We start from the raw sequence: 16,878 nt of genomic DNA, 5'->3' as shown, positions 1-16,878 counted from the left end.
CGGTGCCTAGTCGAGCGTGCGCCGGTAGAAGCGCAACGCGATGCCCATCACAACGACGGTGAACAGCGCGACCGGCCACACGGACGGCCACAGGTCGTTCCAGCCGTTCCCTTTCAGCAGGATGCCGCGCACGAGGCGGTTGAAGTAGGTGAGCGGCAGCAGGTTGCCGATGAACTGCGCCCACTTCGGCATCCCGGCGAACGGGAACATGAAGCCCGACAGCAGGATGTTCGGCAGGAAGTAGAACACCGCGAGCTGCATCGCCTGCAGCTGGTTCTGCGCGAGCGACGACAGCGTGATGCCGACGGTCAGGTTCGCGGCAATGAACAGCAGCGCGGACAGGTAGATCGCGAACGCGCCGCCGACGAACGGCACCTCGAACACGAAGCGGGCGGCCGCGAGAATGATCGACACCTGGATCAGCCCGATCAGCACGTACGGGACGATCTTGCCCGTCATCACCTCGAGCGGCCGCACGGGCGTCGCGAGCAGGTTCTCCATCGTGCCGCGCTCGCGTTCGCGCGTGATCGCGAGGCCCGTCATCATCACCATCGTCATCGTCAGGATCACGCCCATCAGGCCCGGCACGACGTTGTACTGCGTGATGCCCTCGGGGTTGTAGAGCCGGTGCAGCACGACGTCGAAGGCGGCCGGCCGGCCGTTCAGGTGCGCGAGCGGGCCGGTCAGGTCCTTGTCCGCGACCGGCTGCACGAGGCCGGCGAGCGCGCCGATCGCCGACGCGGTCGCGACGGGATCGGTCGCGTCCGCCTCGACGAGCAGCGACGGACGTTCGCCGCGCAGCAGCCGGCGCGAGAAATCGGCCGGCACGTTCAAAACGAACAGCACGTCGCCGCGCGCCAGCGCACGCCGGCCGGCCGCTTCGTCGGGCAGCGTCTCGACGATGTCGAAGTACGCGGAGTTGCGCATCGCGGCGACGAAGCTCCGCGCGAACGGGCTCGCGTCGGCGACGATCACCGCGGTCGGCAGGTGCTTCGGATCGGTGTTGATCGCGAAGCCGAACAGCGAGAGCTGGATGATCGGCACGCCGACGATCATCGCGAACGTCACGCGGTCGCGGCGCAGCTGCAGGAATTCCTTCAGCACGATGCTCCACCAGCGCGCGACCGAGAACGCATCGCGCAAGCGCGCCCACGCGTTCATGACGACGCTCCGCCGGGCGGCGCGGATGCGCGGCCCATCATGTAGATGAACACGTCCTCGAGACCGGTGTCGATCGGCGCGACCTGCAGCGCGGCGGGCCCGCCGGCCTGCGCTGCGACCTGCGCGAGCGTCGCGTCGAGCCGCGCGCGATCGCGGCCGCTCACGTGCAGCGCCGAACCGAACACGACCGTCTGGTCGACGCCCGGCATCGTGCGCAGTCGCGCGGACAGTTCGGCCAGGTGCCCGCCGGTGATCGCGCGGGTCGCGAGCCCCTGCGACGCGACGATCTCCGCCGACGTGCCCTGCGCGAGCAGCTCGCCGTACGCGATGTACGCGAGCTTGTGGCAGCGTTCGGCTTCGTCCATGTAGTGCGTGCTGACGAGCACCGAGATTCCCTGGGCGGCCAGCCGGTGCAGTTCTTCCCAGAAGTCGCGGCGCGCGGCCGGGTCGACGCCGGCCGTGGGCTCGTCGAGCAGCAGCAGGGCCGGCTCGTGCAGCATGCAGGCGGCCAGCGCGAGGCGCTGCTTCCAGCCGCCCGACAGCGCGCCCGTGAGCTGATCGGCGCGGCTCGCGAGGCCGAGCCCGTCGAGTGCGCGCGCGACGGCCGCCTTGCGGTCGGGCATCCCGTACACGCGCGCGACGAAATCGAGGTTCTCGCGGATCGACAGGTCTTCCCAGTACGAGAAGCGCTGCGTCATGTAGCCGACGCGCCGCTTGATCTGCGCGCTGTCGCGCACGATGTCGTAGCCGAGGCAGGTGCCGCTGCCCGAGTCGGGCGTGAGCAACCCGCACATCATCCGGATCGACGTGGTCTTGCCGCTGCCGTTCGGCCCGAGAAAGCCGAAGATCTCGCCGCGCGCGACGCGCAGCGACACGTCCTTCACGACGTGCTTGTCGCCGAAATGCTTGTTCAGGCGATCGACGTCGATCGCGTACGGGGCGGAGGACGCGTTCACGGCACCCTCACGGCGACGGGCTGGCCCGGATGCAGCTTCGGCGCGTCGGCCACGGCCGGGCGCGCCTCGATCATGAACACGAGCTTGGTCCGGCTCTCGTTGCTGTAGATCACGGGCGGCGTGTATTCGGCCTCGCTCGACACGTAGGTGATGTGCGCGGGCACGTCGGCCGCACAGCCGTCGCAGTGGATCGCGACGGCGCGCCCCGGTGCGAGCGATGCGATGGCGGCCTCGGGCACGAAGAAGCGCACCTTCAGGTTTTGCGGCGGCAGCATCTGCACGACCGGATTGCCGGCCTGCACCCATTCGCCGACACGGTACAGCGTGTCGTACACGCGCCCGGCAGCAGGGGCGGCGACGCGCTTCTGGTCGAGCTTCCACTGCGCTTCGGCCACGGCCGCCTGCGCGGCGTCAACCTGCGCGGCCTGCGCGGCGACCTGCTGCGCGCGGCCCGGCAGGCGCGCGACGTCGACCTGTTTCTGCAGTTCGCGCATCTGCGCGGCGGTGGTTTGCGCGGACGTGCGCGAATCGTCGAGCTGCTGCTTCGACAGGCCGCCGGCCGCGTACTGGCGTTCGTCGCGCGCCAGTTGCGCGGCGGCCCGCGCGGCCTGCGCGGTGGCCTGGGCGAGCTGCGCCTGCGTGACCGCGATTTCCGGCGGGCGCTTGCCCGTCCGCAGGTCGGCAAGCTGCGCGCGGGCGGCCGCGAGCTGGTGCTGCGCCTGCAACAGCGCGGCGGTTTCGCTGACGGCCTCGAGCGAGAAGGCCGGCGCGCCGGCGGCGAGGGTCTGGCCGCGCGCGACCGTCAACTGCGTCAGCGTGCCCGATTGCGACGACGACAGGTACACGAATTCGCCTTCGACGTAGCCCTGGTAGGTCGTGCCGTTGTCGGCCGGGCGTCCGCAGCCGGCGAGCACGGCGATTGCGGCGACCGCGGCAACCGTCGCGAGCGGCAGTGCGCGGCGCGGGTTCATGACGGCCTCCGTGGCGAGCGGGCCCGTGCGCGACGCGCGGGGGCGGGCGGCTGCATGCCGGAACCGAGCAGCGCGCGGACGTGCCGGTGCAGCACGTCGCGGTCGATCGGCGGCATGCCGCGCGCGCTTTGCCACAGTTTCGCGGTCGCGAGCGGCAGCATCACCAGCGCGACGATCGAATGGAACAGGAACGCGGGTTCGAGCGCGGGGTTCAGCGTGCCGGCCTGCTGCGCGCCGCGGATGCGTTCGGCGAAGCGCCCGACATGATCGAGCGGAATGCGCCGGACCATCCGTTCGCGCAGCAGCCCGCCTTCGTGGACGATCTCGCGCAGCCAGATCGACGGCAGCCACGGCATGCGGTGCGTGACGTCGAAGAAGCGGTCGACGAGTTCGCCGACGAGCGCGAACGGATCGTCGTCGATCCGCGGCTCGGTCGGTCGCCACACGAACGCGATCGCCTGTGCGAGCCGTTCCTCGACGATCGCGTCGAGCAACCGCTCGCGATTCGTGAAGTAGTAGTGGACCATCGCCGACGTGACGCCTGCGGCGGCGGCGATCTGCGCGACGGTCGTCGCGGCGATGCCGCGCTCGGCGAACAGCTGCATCGCGACGTCGAGCATGTGGTCGCGCAGGTCGAAATCGTCGACCGACGGGCGGCGCCCGCGCGGCCTGGCGACGGTGGATTTCGCGTTCATGAAATCGACGCTAATTGATGAGTTAGTTAATTTCAAGGAAGGGTTTTCGACCGGGTTGATCGAGATCAGGCGAGCGTCGAACGGGGGCGCGGGCGGGCCGGGATGTGGCGCGGCGCGGTGCGGCAAGCGGGTAGCGGAGTGTAGGGAGCGGCTAATGCGGAAACGGCGGAGAAACGGCGGAGAAACGGCGGAGAAACGGCGGAGAAACGCCGAGGGAAAACCGGCGGGAAGCGGCGGGGCTCAGTAAGCGAAGCGGCGGTGAACCCGGTCGCGCAGCGGGGGCACGTGCGTCGACAACGGCACGCGCCCCGGCACGCGCTTACTGATCGATCGGCGACGTCAGCGGCACATGCTCGCCGGTCAGCCCGAACACGACGAGCTGCGCGGGTTCGGTCGCGCTCGCGTTGCGCGACACCTGGTGGCGCGATCCGGGCGCCTCGTACCAGCCTTCGCCGGCGCGGTAGCGGTGCAGCGGGCCGCCGTTCACCTGCGAAAGCACCTCGCCTTTCGACACGACGGCGAACACCGAGCCGAGGTGCCGGTGGGCTGCCGACGCCTGGCCGGGCGCATAGTCGACGGTCGCGACGACCGCGAGCTTGCCGGGCGCTTCGGGCACGGCCTGCTGCATGATCGTGTGCACGTTGTCGCCGGTGTCGTGCGCATGGGCGGCGGCCGGCAGCAGCGCGGCCGCGGCGGCGAGCCATGCGCCGAGGGCGGCGCGACGGAGCGTGGCGTACGTCATCGTCGTCCCCTTACTCGGGCATCTTGCGGAACGCGATCGCGAAGCGGTTCCACGTGTTGATCGTCGCGATCAGCATCGACAGGTCGAACAGTTCCTCGTCGGTGAAATGCGGCTTCACGGCCTCCCAGACGGCGTCGGGCACGTGGTTGTCGGCCACCAGCGTCAGTGCCTCGGTCCATTCCAGCGCCGCGCGTTCGCGCTCGGTGAAGAACGGCGTTTCGCGCCACACGACGACGGCCGCGAGACGGCGGTCGGTTTCGCCGTCCTTGCGTGCGTCGGTCGTGTGCATGTCGACGCAGAACGCGCAGCCGTTGATCTGCGACGCGCGCAGGCGGACGAGTTCGGCGAGCGGCTTCTCGATCGAGCTTTTCGCGATGAAGTCCTCGGCGTTGCGCATCACCTTGATGGCGTTCGGGCTGGCGGTATAGAAGTTCAGGCGCGGTTGCATGGCAGGTCCTTTTTCGGTTGGAGCGCACGGTGGCGCGACAGGATCCACTTTAGGACGCAAGCTGGCCTGCTTGAATGGCCAATTTCTGGAAAATTCAGGTAACCAGTGCCGGGCCGCCGATGCTGCCCGAGCCCAGCAGGCCGGCGAGCTTCGCAAGCGCCGTGTCGATGCGCAGCGCGTCGATCCCGCCATAGCCGAACAGCAGCCCCGCACTGACCGGCACGGCGACGTGGAATGCCGAGATACCGTACAGGCCGATGTCCAGCTCGCGGGCGGCGCGGACGAGTGCCGCCTCGTTGAGCCCCGGCTTCAGGCGGGCGGCGAGGTGGATGCCGGCGGTCGGCACGATCGCGTCGAACCACGGCGCGAGTTCGCCGCGCAGATGCGCGATCAGCATCTTGCGACGCGCGTCGTAGTGCTTCTGCATGCGCTTCAGGTGCCGTGCGAAGTCGCCTTCGAGCATGAAGCGGGCGAGCGCCGCCTGCGTCAGCGTGCAGGTGTGCCAGTCGACGATCTGCTTCGCCTTCGCCAGCGCGCCGCGCAGCGCGCGCGGCGGAATCGCGTAGCCGATCCGCAGTTCCGGAAAGATCGTCTTCGAGAAGGTGCCGACATACGCGACGAGGCCCGTGCGGTCGAGGCTCTTCAGCGACTCCACCGGCCGGCCCTCGAAGCGGAACTCGCCGTCGTAATCGTCCTCGATGATCACGGCGCGGCGGCGCTGCGCCCATTCGAGCAGCGCGACGCGCCGGTCCAGCGTCATCGGCATCCCGAGCGGGAACTGATGCGACGGCGTCACGTAGACGAGGCGCGCGTCGTCGGGCAACCGTTCCGTGACCAGGCCGTGCGCGTCGACCGGCACGCCGATCACCGTCGCACCGAGCGACGCGAACGCGGCACGCGCGGGCGGATAGCCGGGATCCTCGACCGCGACCACATCGCCGGGCCGCACGACGACGCGGGCGATCAGGTCGAGCGCCTGTTGCGCGCCTTGCGTGACGAGCACGTCGTCCCAGCCGCACGCGACCGCGCGGCTGAATGCGACGTAACGCGCGATCGCCCCGCGCAGCTGCGGATCGCCGGCCGGGTCGTGATACTGGGCGGGGCCGCGCATCTGCTGGCGCAGCGCGTGATGCAGGCAGCGCCGCCACGCGTCGAACGGGAACAGCGTCTTGTCGGTCACGCCGCCGCGGAAGTCGAAGCCGGGCGCATCCTGCGGTGTGGGCATCGCGAGCGCGTCGGGCAGGTCGTTCCACAGCGCGCGGGCATCGACCGCGTCGACGCGCGGCGTGCCGTCGACGAGCGACGGCGCCGACATGGACGCGGCGTGCGGCACGCGCGCGAGGCCGTCGGCGACGAACGTGCCGTCGCCCGCGCGGGTATTCAGGTAGCCCTCGGCCACCAGGCGCTCGAACGCGTCGAGCGTCGTCTTGCGCGAAACACCGAGCTGTTTCGCGAGGTCGCGCGTCGACGGCAGCCGCGCGCCGCCCGCGAGGCGCCCGTCGACGATCGCGGTGCGCAGTTGCCGGAAGATCTGCCCCGTCAGGTCGTGACGGCCTTCGATGCGAATCGCGATGTCCATCGCAGTGGTTACCTCAGTTGCCATGATTTCGAGTCGACCAGCATACCGGAAGCCGGTCGCGGCGGCATGGTGCGGGCGGCGTGACGGAATGCCTGTACCGGCCGCCGGAGCGCAAGGAATCGCGCGGAGGCCGGCCGAACCGGCCGGGCGGGACACGCCCGTGACCGGCACGATCGGCACGACCGGCCTGCATCGCCCGATTGGACCTTGGCCCGCCGCTGCCTTACGATCCACGACAACCCCACACCGGAGCGATCCCATGCTGTCCGAAGACGAACTTGCGCTGCTCGACGCGATCCGCGCCACCGGCAGCCTGTCGCGGGCGGCCGCGCGGCTCGGCAAGGCGCCGTCGACGGTATCGCACGCGGCGCGCCAGCTCGAAACGCGCTTCGACGCGCTGCTGTTCGACCGGCGCGGCTACCGGCTGCAGCTCACGCCGGCCGGACAACTGCTGACCGACGAGGCGGCGCGGCTGGCGCTGGACGTCGCGCGACTGACGCAGCGCGTGCGGCAGGTCGCGAGCGGCTGGGAAGACCGACTGTGGATCGTCAGCGACGAGGTGCTGGAGTTCGACACGCTGTTGCCCGTCGTCCACGCGTTCGATGCGCTCGATTCCGGCGTGTCGTTGCGTTTCACGCACGAAGTGCTTGGCGGTACCTGGGAAGCGCTGCGCGACGGCCGTGCGGACCTGGTGGTCGGCGCGACCAACGAGCCGCCGGCGATTCCCGGCTTCAAGTGGTTCGAGCTGGGGGCGATCGAGTGGGTGTTCGCGGTATCGCCGCGCCATCCGCTAGCCGCCGTGAGTGGCGCACTGACGCGAGATGCGATCGGCGCGCACCGGGCGGTCGTCGTCGCCGATTCGTCGCGGCGCGCGGCCGGCCGCGCGTATGGCCTGCTCGGCGGGCAGGCCGTGCTGGCGGTGCCGTCGATGCGCGCGAAGATCCTCGCGCAGCGCGACGGGCTCGGCGTCGGCTGGGTGCCGCGCCGGCGCGTGGCGTCGCTGCTGGCGCGCGGCGAACTCGTGGAAAGACAGACGGCCGATCCGCGCGAGCCGAACCGGCTGTATGTCGCGTGGCACGGCGACCGGGACGGCCGGGCGCTGCAATGGTGGCTCGAGCAATTGCGCGAACCGAGGCTCGCGCAGCGGCTGCTCGACGGGATCGACGTGGCCGGCTGACGCGGCGCGGAACAGCGCGACCGAACCCGCCCGCGCAAACACGTTCGAAGATTTCGAACGTGTTCGTCGCGCCCGTCGTACGGCAAGGCCGGGCGCGGCGCGCATCCTGTGTCCACGGTCAACTCACCGGTTCACAGGAGAACATCATGCAACGCTTCGAAGGAAAGACGGTCCTCGTCACGGGCGGCAACAGCGGCATCGGCCTGGCGGCCGCCAGGGCATTCGCGGCCGAAGGCGCGCGGGTCATCATCACCGGGCGCGATGCGCAGACGCTCGAGGCCGCGCGGCAAACGCTCGGCGCGGATGCGCTCGCGATCCGCAACGAGGCCGGCAGCGTCGCGTCGGCCCGCGCGCTGGCCGATGCGATCGCGTCGGCGGGGGCGCGGCTCGACGCCGTGTTCATCAACGCGGGCGTCGCGAAACTCGCGCCGTTCGCCGACAGCGACGAGGCCATGTGGGATCTCGTGTTCAACACCAACGTGAAGGGCGCGTATTTCCAGATCCAGTCGCTGGTGCCGCTGCTGAACCGTGGCGCGTCGATCGTGATCAACGGCTCGATCAACGCGCACATCGGGATGCCCGGCTCGTCGGTGTACGCGGCGAGCAAGGCGGCCGTCAATTCGTTCGCGAAGACGCTGTCGACGGAACTGCTGCCGCACGGCGTGCGCGTGAACGTCGTGAGCCCGGGGCCCGTGCAGACGCCGCTCTACGGCAAGCTCGGGTTCGACGCGGCCACGCTCGACGAGACGGCCGACAAGATCAAGGGCCTCGTTCCGATCGGCCGGTTCGGCACGCCGGACGAGATCGCGTCGACGGTGCTGCACCTCAGCGCGCCGGAATCCGCGTTCATCGTCGGCGCGGAGATCATCGCGTCGGGCGGGATGGGCTTGCTCTGATCGGCGAGGCCCCGGCGGGGGCTGCAACCGCCCGGCGTTGCGCCGGGCGGACAGCCCTCGTCATCGGCGGACGAATCGCGTCCGCGCGTTGCATCTATCGCGCCGCACAGGCGCCAAGCCTGTCGCCGCCGGCTTCGAGCTGCGTCACCGTGAGCCCGGAGAACGTCGCGCGGCCGTGCTCGGCGAACACGGCGACGCGGTCCGCGTCGGGCGGCGGGAAGATCAGGTCGGTGAGCGCCACGCGGCCGCCGTTCGCGAACACTTCGACCGAGCCGCGATCGACGACGATCTCGAGCCGCAGCCGTCCGTGCTCGAGCGGCAGGTCCACGATGTGTTCGCCGCTGAACGTGCCGGCGAAATTCGCTTCGCCGGAGCGGGAGCGGTCGAGCGTCAGCGTGCGCTTCACGGTGTCGTACACGATCCGGGTGCCGACCGAGCCGTCCGCCGAGCGCCGGACGATCAGGCCGGCACGCGCCGCGTGCCGCGGCTCGAGCGTGACCGTGATGCGCTGGACGGTGCTGCGCGTCGCGGGCGACAGCGCGCGTGTCGCGGAGTCGACCGTGAGGTCGCCTTCGTGCACGGCGGGCCGGCCGTCCGCCCATGCGTCGAACGCGGCGGCCGGCGCGACGACGAGCGTCGGTTCACCGTCGATCGTTTTCAGCGAGAGTTCACGCGGCAGGGTCATCGCGCCGCGCCACGGCGCGGTCGGCACTTTCGCCGCGTAATCCCAGTTGCTCATCCACGCGATCGCGACCGGCCGTGAGCCGGGCGCGCCCGAGAAGGTGCCGGCTGCGTAGAAATCCGCGCCGTGGTCGACCCAGTGGAATTGCGCGGGATCGGAACCGGCGGGGGCGACGCGATCCGGCGTAAACGTGCGGCCGTCGAAGTGGCCGACGAAATACATCGCGCCCGAGCCGCCGGCGATCGACCACGGGTTGACGTTGACGATCATGACCCACCGTGTTTGTGCGGGGTCGCCGTCGAGCGGCAGCGGCACGAGGTCGGGCATTTCCCACAGCGCGCCGTCGTGCGGCACGCCCGGCCGCGTGAAATCGCTCAGGAAATTCCAGTGGATCAGGTCGTCCGAGCGATAGAGCTTCACGACGTGCGCATCGGCGACGACCGTCGTCATCAGCCAGTAGCCGCCCGGCGCATACCACGACACTTTCGGATCGCGAAATTGCTTCGATTCCGGGTCGAGCGTCAGCACCGGATTGCGTGCGTAAGGTTGCCACGTCGTGCCGTGATCGAGGCTGTACGCGAGCGACTGCGCCTGAATGCCCGGCGCGTGGCCGGAGCCCGCCTTGTACACGCTCGTATAAAGCGCGACGAGCGGCGAGTGGCCGGGCGTGCCCAGGCCGGACGTATTGAGGGTGTCGGCGACGATCGAGCCGGAGAAGATTTCCTCCGTCGCGTTCGCGCGCATCGCGACCGGCTGCTCGCGCCAGTGGACGAGGTCGGTGCTCGTCGCATGGCCCCACGACATGTTGCCCCAGTCGTTGCCGAGCGGATTGTATTGGTAGAACAGGTGATAGCGTCCGTTGTCGTAGACGAGCCCGTTCGGATCGTTCATCCAGTTGCGCTGCGGCGTGTAATGGAGCGCGGGTCGCCATTGCGGGGTGCCGTCGTCAGCCGGCGCGTGGCAGGGCGCGGCAGCGACCTGGGTACAGGCCACGCAGGCGAGCAGCAACCGGGCGATCCGGGCGGAAAAGCGAAAAGACGTCGATATCATGCGGGGTGTCGTGCTTCGCCGTGCAAGGCGGGAAAGAAGGGCGCCTGCCGCTTTCGACGGCGGTGCGCGCAATGGATGGAAGGAAAAAAGTGGAGGCGCGCACGCGACACGCGCGATATGCGCCTCCCTAACCCCGTGCCTTTATCGATGATCGTTATTGTTGGTTATCCCGGCTTCACGGGTTGTGGCCGTCGCCCGTCGCGGGCAGGTTCGCCGGAATGTCGCCGTAGCCGCCGAGCCCGCCGCGGCCATACGTGCGATCGACCGCCGTCGACGTTCCGTTGATGCCGACCTTCACCGTCGGCGCGAGCGTGCCGCCGCGACGCGGGCCGATCGCATCGATGAACGACTCGACGAGCCCGCCCGGCATCACGTAGTGCGAATACGACTGGAATTCGCGCGGGTTCTGGTTCGGATCCTGCGAATACGGTGCGCCGGCCGGCGCGGAGAAGTCGGTCGGGTTGCCGAGCACGAGGCCGCTGCCGCCGTTCAGCGGCAGGAAGTCGCTGCGGATGCCGTTGCCGACGAAACCGTACACGCCGTCCGGGCCGTCGACGCCGGCCGCCATCGTCGTGCGGTGGCTGATCGTGAACAGGTAGTACTTGCCGTCCTTCAGGTAGATCTGCGGGCGCTCGGTCTGGTCGTCGACGCAGTTCGCCGACAGGATCGGCGGCAGGAACTTCCATTCGGTCAATTGCGGGTTCGTCGCGACCGCCAGGCCGACATTGGCCTTTTGATACACTGCGCCCGAATTCATCACCGCGTTGAGATCTTCCTTGTACGGATCGTTCGGCGCGTAGCCGAGATCGGCCTCGGTGCAGGTGCGTGCGCCGCGCTGGCCGCCCGTATTGCCTTCGAAGACCATGTAGGTCTTGCCCGGGTGCGCGGGATCGGTGAACACGAACGGATCGCGGAACGAGAAGTAGGTGTTCTGCTGGCCGGTCTGGTAGTAGTTGCCGTCCGGTTGCAGCAGCGCCTTGTGATCGCCGAAGCCGGTGAACCACACGTGCTTGTCGTCGGCGTGGATGTTGCCGTCGGCGCGCGTGATGATCGCCTGCGGCGGCGTGATGTCCGCGCCGCCGGGCGCCGAGCGGTTGAACGACGTCGCGGTGTAGTACAGGCTGACGTTGCTGCCGTTCGTGAGGCGCGCGGAGCCGGACCATTCGGCGTTGTTGGTCATCGGTGCGGTGCCGAATACCCTGGCGCTCGCGCCGTCCGGGAACAGGTGGCCGCCCCAGGTCCAGCCGCCGTTGGCGGGGCGCTGCGACGCGGGGATGCCCGCGCGGCGATAGAAGAAGCCGATGCGGGCGTGGACGTGACGGTCGTCGAACGTGTAGCCCGCGTGCGGATCGGCGGTGAGCGAGAAGATCACCTCCCAGCCCTTGTAGCTGAGCTGGTTCGCGCGCAGGTCGGCCAGCGGCCACGTGTCCCATACCCACACGTTCGAGTTGATCAGCGGGAAATCCTGCGGGATGTCCGGCATCGTCAGCGCTTGCGGCAGCGAGTTCTTGTCGGCGCCGGCGGTGTGCGACTGCGCGACGATCTGGCGGATGTCCGCACGCGTCCAGCGCATCGTGAAGTTGCCTTCGGGATCGTAGGCCTGCTGCGTATGGGGCGTGGGCATGGGCGCGCCCGTGCCGCTGGACTGCGCGTGCGCGACGGACGCGAAGGCGGCAAGTGCGCCGCCAGCGAGGAGCAAACGTTTGGTCGTCGTCGGGCGGAAAAGGGGAAAGTATGTCATCTCGTCGTCGTTTCCTGGAAAGGTCAAAGTGAACGGCTGAGTGGGCATCGATGTCCAAACCGGTTTGGATGCTATTTCAAACCGGTTTGGAACGCAAAAGATATTTAATTGACGGTAATCGTTACCAATTGGAAATAATTACCCGGCCGGTGCATCCCTGTGTTCGGGCGGCCGGGCGGATCGGCGAATGCGAGGAGTGACGGTGAAGGTGAATCTGAAGGCGCTGTCGGACGCGCTCGGGCTGTCGCGGACGACGGTCAGCCGTGCGCTGAACGGCTACGACGACGTCAGCGAGGCGACGCGCGAACGCGTGGCGCGAGTTGCACGGGAAATGGGCTATGTGGCGGACCCGACCGCGCGCCGGCTGGCGACCGGTCGGGCCGACATGATCGGGATCGTTTATCCGTTCGGCGCGGGCGATCTCGGCGATCCGCGTTTCGGCGAGGTCGTCGCGGGCATCACCGAGCGGCTCGCGGAACGCAATCTCGATTTCATCATCGCGTCGGCGCGGCCGAACGCGGAACTGGACACCTATCGGCGCATCGTCGAAGGCAAACTCGTCGACGGCCTGATCGTCGCGCGAACGCTGGTCGACGATCCGCGCATCGCGTACCTGCAGGCGAGCGCGTTTCCGTACGTGGCGTACGGCCGGACCCGGATGGCCGAGCCGTACGCGTGGTTCGACTTCGACAACGAAGCGGGCGCGCGGGACGCGGTGCGCCGGCTGACGGGTTTCGGGCACCGGCGCATTGCGATGATCAGCGCGCCGCTTGCCCTGAATTTCGCCGCGCAGCGCCGTGCAGGCTATCTGTCGGCCCTGCGCGAAGCCGGCATCGAGCCGGATCCGGCGCTGCTCGTCGAGTGCCCGTTCACGCACGACGGCGGGTTGCAGGCGGTGCGGGCGCTGCTCGCGCGCGCCGAGCGGCCGACGGCGCTGCTGGTCGACAACAATATCGCGGGCGGCGGCGCGTTTCGGGCGCTCGTGGACAGCGGGCTGCGCCTGGGCGAGGACATGTCGCTGATCGTCTACGACGGCGTGCCGCCGGGCCTCGCGCACCCGTATCGCGTGACGGCGGTCGTGCAGCCGACCGGCCACGCATCGGGGCGCTCGCTCGCGGAACTGATGCTGCGCCTGCTGGGCGACGGCGTGCGCGAGCACCGGCTCGAGGCGCCGGCAATCGAGGCGGGCGACACCGACGGTCCGTTGCGCGACCAGCCGGCGCGGTGAAGGCGAGGGGCGTGAGCACCTGCGGACACCCACGGATCGCGCCCCTCGCGAAAGGCCATGACGGCGGCAGGGATGATTGTCCGAATACTAGACGACCGGTCTAATCCGCGACTATCATCCGTCCTCGTGAATGCGGCGACGTCCGTGGCGCAGGCAAGCAAGGCGCGAAAAATGCCATCTCGCGCCGTGGTGCTGGTAGCGCGGCGAGACGCCGTCGTTTTATTTTCGAATGTTCTAGACGACTGGTCTAATAGGCGCATGCCGCATTCGGATACGCGGGTCGCACGATGACGCGTCACAGCTGACTAACGGACAGGCGGCGCGCCGCGCCGGCCGGTTTTCTGGATCATGCGGCCCCGTTCCCGTCAACTTTTCGAAGGAGTGTCCGATCATGAAGATTCTGGTTGTCCTGACCTCGCACGACACGCTCGGCGACACCGGCAAGAAGACCGGCTTCTGGCTCGAGGAACTGGCCGCGCCGTACTACGTGTTCAAGGATGCGGGCGTCGAGCTGACGCTCGTGTCGCCGAAGGGCGGCCAGCCGCCGCTCGACCCGAAAAGCAGCGATCCGGCCGCCCAGACCGACGCGACGCGCCGCTTCGAAGCCGATGCGGCGGCCAAGGCCGAACTGGCGTCGACGCGCAAGCTGGCCGACGTGTCCGTTGACGACTACGACGCCGTGTTCTACCCGGGCGGCCACGGCCCGCTGTGGGATCTCGCCGAGGATCTGCATTCGATCGGCCTGATCGAGCGCGCGCTGGCGGCCGGCAAGCCGGTGGCGGCGGTCTGCCACGCGCCGGGCGTGCTGCGTCACGTGAAGAATCCGCAGACCGGCGAATCGGTCGTGCGCGGCAAGCGCGTGACGGGCTTCACCAACAGCGAGGAAGCGGCCGTCGAACTGACGGAAGTCGTGCCGTTCCTCGTCGAGGACATGCTGAAGACCAACGGCGCGCAATTCGAACGCAGCGCCGACTGGGCGCCGCATATCGTCACCGACGGGCTGCTGATCACGGGGCAGAACCCCGCATCGTCGGCGCCCGCCGCCGAGGCGCTGCTCGCGCAACTCGGCCGCCGTTGAGCCGATGGCGCCGGCCGGGCCGGCGCCGCACCGTATCCGTCGCCGGGCGCAAGCCGTCCGGCGACGGCCCGAATCGTTCCGTCGTGCGCACCGCACGGCGCGTTTCCCGTCGTTTTGCAGAACCAAGCAAAGGAGCCGTGGATGTCTGCCCTGTTCGAACCGTTCAAACTCAAGGATGTCACGCTGCGCAACCGTATCGCGGTGCCGCCGATGTGCCAGTACGTCGCCGAGGACGGCGTCGTCAACGACTGGCATCACGTGCATCTGGCCGGCATCGCGCGCGGCGGCGCGGGCCTCGTGATCGCCGAGGCGACGGCCGTGTCGCCGGAAGGGCGCATCACGCCGGGTTGCGCGGGGCTGTGGACCGATGCGCAGGCCGCAGCGTTCGCGCCGTCGGTCGCGGCGATCAAGGCGGCCGGCGCGGTGCCCGGCATCCAGATCGCGCACGCGGGCCGCAAGGCGAGCGCGAACCGTCCGTGGGAAGGCGACGACCATATCGCCGACGGCGATCCGCGCGGCTGGCAGACCATCGCCCCGTCGGCCGTGCCGTTCGGCGCGCACCTGCCGAAAGTGCCGCGTGAAATGACGCACGACGACATCGCCCGCGTGCAGGCCGATTTCGTCGCATCGGCGAAGCGTGCGCGCGATCTCGGCTTCGAATGGCTCGAATTGCACTTTGCGCACGGTTATCTCGGCCAGAGCTTCTTCTCGGTGCATTCGAACCACCGCACCGACGAATATGGCGGCTCGGCCGAGAATCGCGGCCGCTTCCTCGTCGACACGCTCGCGGCCGTGCGCAAGGTCTGGCCCGAGCACCTGCCGCTGACCGCGCGCCTGGGCGTGATCGAATACGACGGCCGCGACGAAGAGACGCTCGCCGAGTCGATCGCGCTCACGCAGCGGATGAAGCGGGAAGGGCTCGACATGCTGAGCGTGTCGGTCGGCTTCTCGACGCCCGCCGCGCAGATTCCGTGGGGTCCGGCGTTCCTCGCGCCGATCGCCGAGCGCGTGCGCCGCGAGGCCGGGCTGCCGGTGTCGTCCGCATGGGGGATCGACACGCCGCAACTGGCGAACCGCGTGGTGGCCGAAGCGCAGCTCGATCTCGTGATGGTCGGTCGCGCGCACCTGGCCGATCCGCACTGGCCGTACTACGCGGCCAGGCAGCTCGGCGTCGAGCGTCCGTCGTGGACGCTGCCCGCGCCGTACGCGCACTGGCTCGAGCGCTACCGGATCGCCGACAAGGCGGCCTGAGCCGCCTTGACGACACGGCGCGCGCATCTTGCGCGTCGCCGATCCGGCGCCGATGGATAGAATGGCGGTTCATGCAGGCCGGTTGCCTGCGCGAACCGCCATTTTTCATTTCGACAGAGGTGCCATGGGCGCACACGTCCCGTCGTCTCACGACCCCGCCGCACGGCCGCGCGCGCAGCAGGTTGCCCGCGTCGTGCTGTATGCGGCGCTGCTGGTGCTCGCGCTGTGGATCATCCGCGACTTCATTCCCGCCATCGCATGGGCCTGCGTGATCGCCATCGCGATGTGGCCGCTGCTCAAATGCTTCGAATCGCACCGGCTGTTCCGTGACCGGCCGACGCTGATCGCGACCGTCATCACGGCCGCGATCTCGCTGCTCGTCGTGCTGCCGATCGCGGTCGCGGCCGTCCAGGCGATCGGGCAGGCGCACGACCTGCGCGAGTGGCTGAAGTCGGTCCAGGACAGCGGCATTCCGTTGCCGGACGTCGTCAGCCGGCTGCCTTACGGTTCGGCTCAGATCACCGAATGGTGGCAGGCCAATCTCGGCCATCCGCTGCATGCGGCCAGTGCGATGCACGGCGTCAACAGCGAGAAATTCCTCGCGTTCGGGCGGCAGTTCGGCACGAAGCTCGCGCATGTGCTGCTCGAATTCGGCTTCATGCTCGTCACGCTGTTCGTGATCCTGCGCGCGGGCCACAAGCTGTCGGGCGCATTGCTGCAGGGCGCGCGGCGCGCGTTCGGGCACAACGGCGCGGAACTGATCGACCGGATGGTCAAGGCCGTGTACGGCACGGTGACGGGGCTCGTCGTCGTCGGGCTCGGCGAGGGTGCGCTGCTCGGCATCGCGTATGCGCTGGCCGGCGTCCCGCATGCGGCGCTGCTCGGCCTCGTCACGGCGATTGCCGCGATGTTGCCGTTCTGCGCGCCGATCGTGTTTTGCGGCGCGGCGCTCTGGCTGTTCGTGCAGGGGGCGACGGTGTGGGCCGTCGTGGTGGCCGTGCTCGGTTTCGTCGTCGTGTTCGTCGCCGAGCATTTCGTGCGGCCGGTGCTGATCGGCAGCTCGGCGCGGCTGCCGTTCCTGCTGGTGCTGTTCGGCATCCTCGGCGGCGCCGAGACGTTCGGCCTGATCGGGCTGTTCGTCGGCCCCGCGCTGATGACGGTGCTGACGATGCTGTGGGCCGAGTGGATCGCGTGACGATGCGCGACGTTGTGCCGATTTGACG

The 16,878-nt window shown here is 69.2% G+C and carries 15 protein-coding genes; 6 read left to right on the top strand and 9 right to left on the bottom strand.

Going from position 1 to position 16,878, the window contains the following annotated elements:
- Positions 1 to 6: 6 nt before the first annotated feature.
- The 7 genes from APZ15_RS17655 to pdxR all read right to left on the bottom strand — a co-directional run bounded on the left by APZ15_RS17655 (position 7) and on the right by pdxR (position 6,552).
- Positions 7 to 1,161, bottom strand: a complete 1,155-nt coding sequence (locus APZ15_RS17655; protein ID WP_027791464.1) for an ABC transporter permease — start codon at positions 1,159 to 1,161, stop codon at positions 7 to 9.
- Positions 1,158 to 2,117 (bottom strand): ABC transporter ATP-binding protein, encoded by a 960-nt coding sequence (locus tag APZ15_RS17650; protein ID WP_027791465.1) that lies wholly within the window; start codon positions 2,115 to 2,117, stop codon positions 1,158 to 1,160. The genes APZ15_RS17655 and APZ15_RS17650 overlap by 4 nt, the downstream gene beginning before the upstream one ends.
- The gene (locus APZ15_RS17645; RefSeq protein ID WP_027791466.1) at positions 2,114 to 3,088 is read right to left on the bottom strand and encodes an HlyD family secretion protein; all 975 of its coding nucleotides are present in this window, start codon (positions 3,086 to 3,088) and stop codon (positions 2,114 to 2,116) included. The genes APZ15_RS17650 and APZ15_RS17645 overlap by 4 nt, the downstream gene beginning before the upstream one ends.
- Positions 3,085 to 3,783: a TetR/AcrR family transcriptional regulator gene (locus tag APZ15_RS17640; RefSeq protein WP_027791467.1), complete on the bottom strand. Its 699-nt coding sequence runs from the start codon at positions 3,781 to 3,783 to the stop codon at positions 3,085 to 3,087. Before APZ15_RS17640 ends, APZ15_RS17645 begins: the two co-directional genes overlap by 4 nt.
- Positions 3,784 to 4,102: 319 nt before the next feature.
- On the bottom strand, positions 4,103 to 4,525 hold the full coding sequence (locus APZ15_RS17635; protein WP_027791468.1) for a cupin domain-containing protein: 423 nt from the start codon (positions 4,523 to 4,525) through the stop codon (positions 4,103 to 4,105).
- A 10-nt stretch (positions 4,526 to 4,535) separates the two neighbouring features.
- Positions 4,536 to 4,973, bottom strand: coding sequence for a carboxymuconolactone decarboxylase family protein (locus tag APZ15_RS17630; protein ID WP_027791469.1), 438 nt, complete (start codon positions 4,971 to 4,973; stop codon positions 4,536 to 4,538).
- Between the two features lie 94 nt (positions 4,974 to 5,067).
- Positions 5,068 to 6,552 (bottom strand): MocR-like pyridoxine biosynthesis transcription factor PdxR, encoded by a 1,485-nt coding sequence (pdxR, locus tag APZ15_RS17625; RefSeq protein ID WP_027791470.1) that lies wholly within the window; start codon positions 6,550 to 6,552, stop codon positions 5,068 to 5,070.
- A 259-nt stretch (positions 6,553 to 6,811) separates the two neighbouring features.
- On the opposite strand from pdxR, the gene APZ15_RS17620 reads away from it, so the two are divergent.
- A complete protein-coding gene (locus tag APZ15_RS17620; RefSeq protein WP_027791471.1) occupies positions 6,812 to 7,729 on the top strand; it encodes a LysR family transcriptional regulator in 918 nt (305 codons plus the stop codon).
- Between the two features lie 146 nt (positions 7,730 to 7,875).
- Positions 7,876 to 8,625: an SDR family oxidoreductase gene (locus APZ15_RS17615; protein ID WP_027791472.1), complete on the top strand. Its 750-nt coding sequence runs from the start codon at positions 7,876 to 7,878 to the stop codon at positions 8,623 to 8,625.
- Positions 8,626 to 8,719: 94 nt separating this feature from the next.
- On the opposite strand, the gene APZ15_RS17610 is transcribed toward APZ15_RS17615, so the two are convergent.
- Together APZ15_RS17610 and APZ15_RS17605 are read right to left on the bottom strand one after the other, a co-directional pair.
- Positions 8,720 to 10,357 (bottom strand): glycoside hydrolase family 32 protein, encoded by a 1,638-nt coding sequence (locus tag APZ15_RS17610; protein WP_027791473.1) that lies wholly within the window; start codon positions 10,355 to 10,357, stop codon positions 8,720 to 8,722.
- Between the two features lie 175 nt (positions 10,358 to 10,532).
- Positions 10,533 to 12,098 carry a glycoside hydrolase family 68 protein gene (locus APZ15_RS17605; RefSeq protein WP_027791474.1) on the bottom strand — a complete coding sequence of 522 codons (1,566 nt, stop codon included), beginning with the start codon at positions 12,096 to 12,098 and terminating at the stop codon, positions 10,533 to 10,535.
- Positions 12,099 to 12,285: 187 nt separating this feature from the next.
- On the opposite strand from APZ15_RS17605, the gene APZ15_RS17600 reads away from it, so the two are divergent.
- The 4 genes from APZ15_RS17600 to APZ15_RS17585 all read left to right on the top strand — a co-directional run bounded on the left by APZ15_RS17600 (position 12,286) and on the right by APZ15_RS17585 (position 16,850).
- Entirely contained in the window at positions 12,286 to 13,326 is a 1,041-nt protein-coding gene (locus APZ15_RS17600; protein ID WP_027791475.1) for a substrate-binding domain-containing protein, read from the top strand.
- A gap of 391 nt (positions 13,327 to 13,717) precedes the next feature.
- The gene (locus tag APZ15_RS17595) at positions 13,718 to 14,404 is read left to right on the top strand and encodes a type 1 glutamine amidotransferase domain-containing protein (protein WP_027791476.1); all 687 of its coding nucleotides are present in this window, start codon (positions 13,718 to 13,720) and stop codon (positions 14,402 to 14,404) included.
- A 141-nt stretch (positions 14,405 to 14,545) separates the two neighbouring features.
- Positions 14,546 to 15,655, top strand: a complete 1,110-nt coding sequence (locus APZ15_RS17590; RefSeq protein ID WP_027791477.1) for an NADH:flavin oxidoreductase/NADH oxidase — start codon at positions 14,546 to 14,548, stop codon at positions 15,653 to 15,655.
- A gap of 124 nt (positions 15,656 to 15,779) precedes the next feature.
- Positions 15,780 to 16,850: an AI-2E family transporter gene (locus tag APZ15_RS17585; RefSeq protein ID WP_027791478.1), complete on the top strand. Its 1,071-nt coding sequence runs from the start codon at positions 15,780 to 15,782 to the stop codon at positions 16,848 to 16,850.
- Positions 16,851 to 16,878: the final 28 nt, after the last annotated feature.

Source organism: Burkholderia cepacia ATCC 25416 (assembly GCF_001411495.1).
Taxonomy (GTDB): domain Bacteria; phylum Pseudomonadota; class Gammaproteobacteria; order Burkholderiales; family Burkholderiaceae; genus Burkholderia; species Burkholderia cepacia.
Note: the sequence above shows the minus strand (reverse complement) of the source record. Positions and strands in the feature narration are given on the sequence as shown.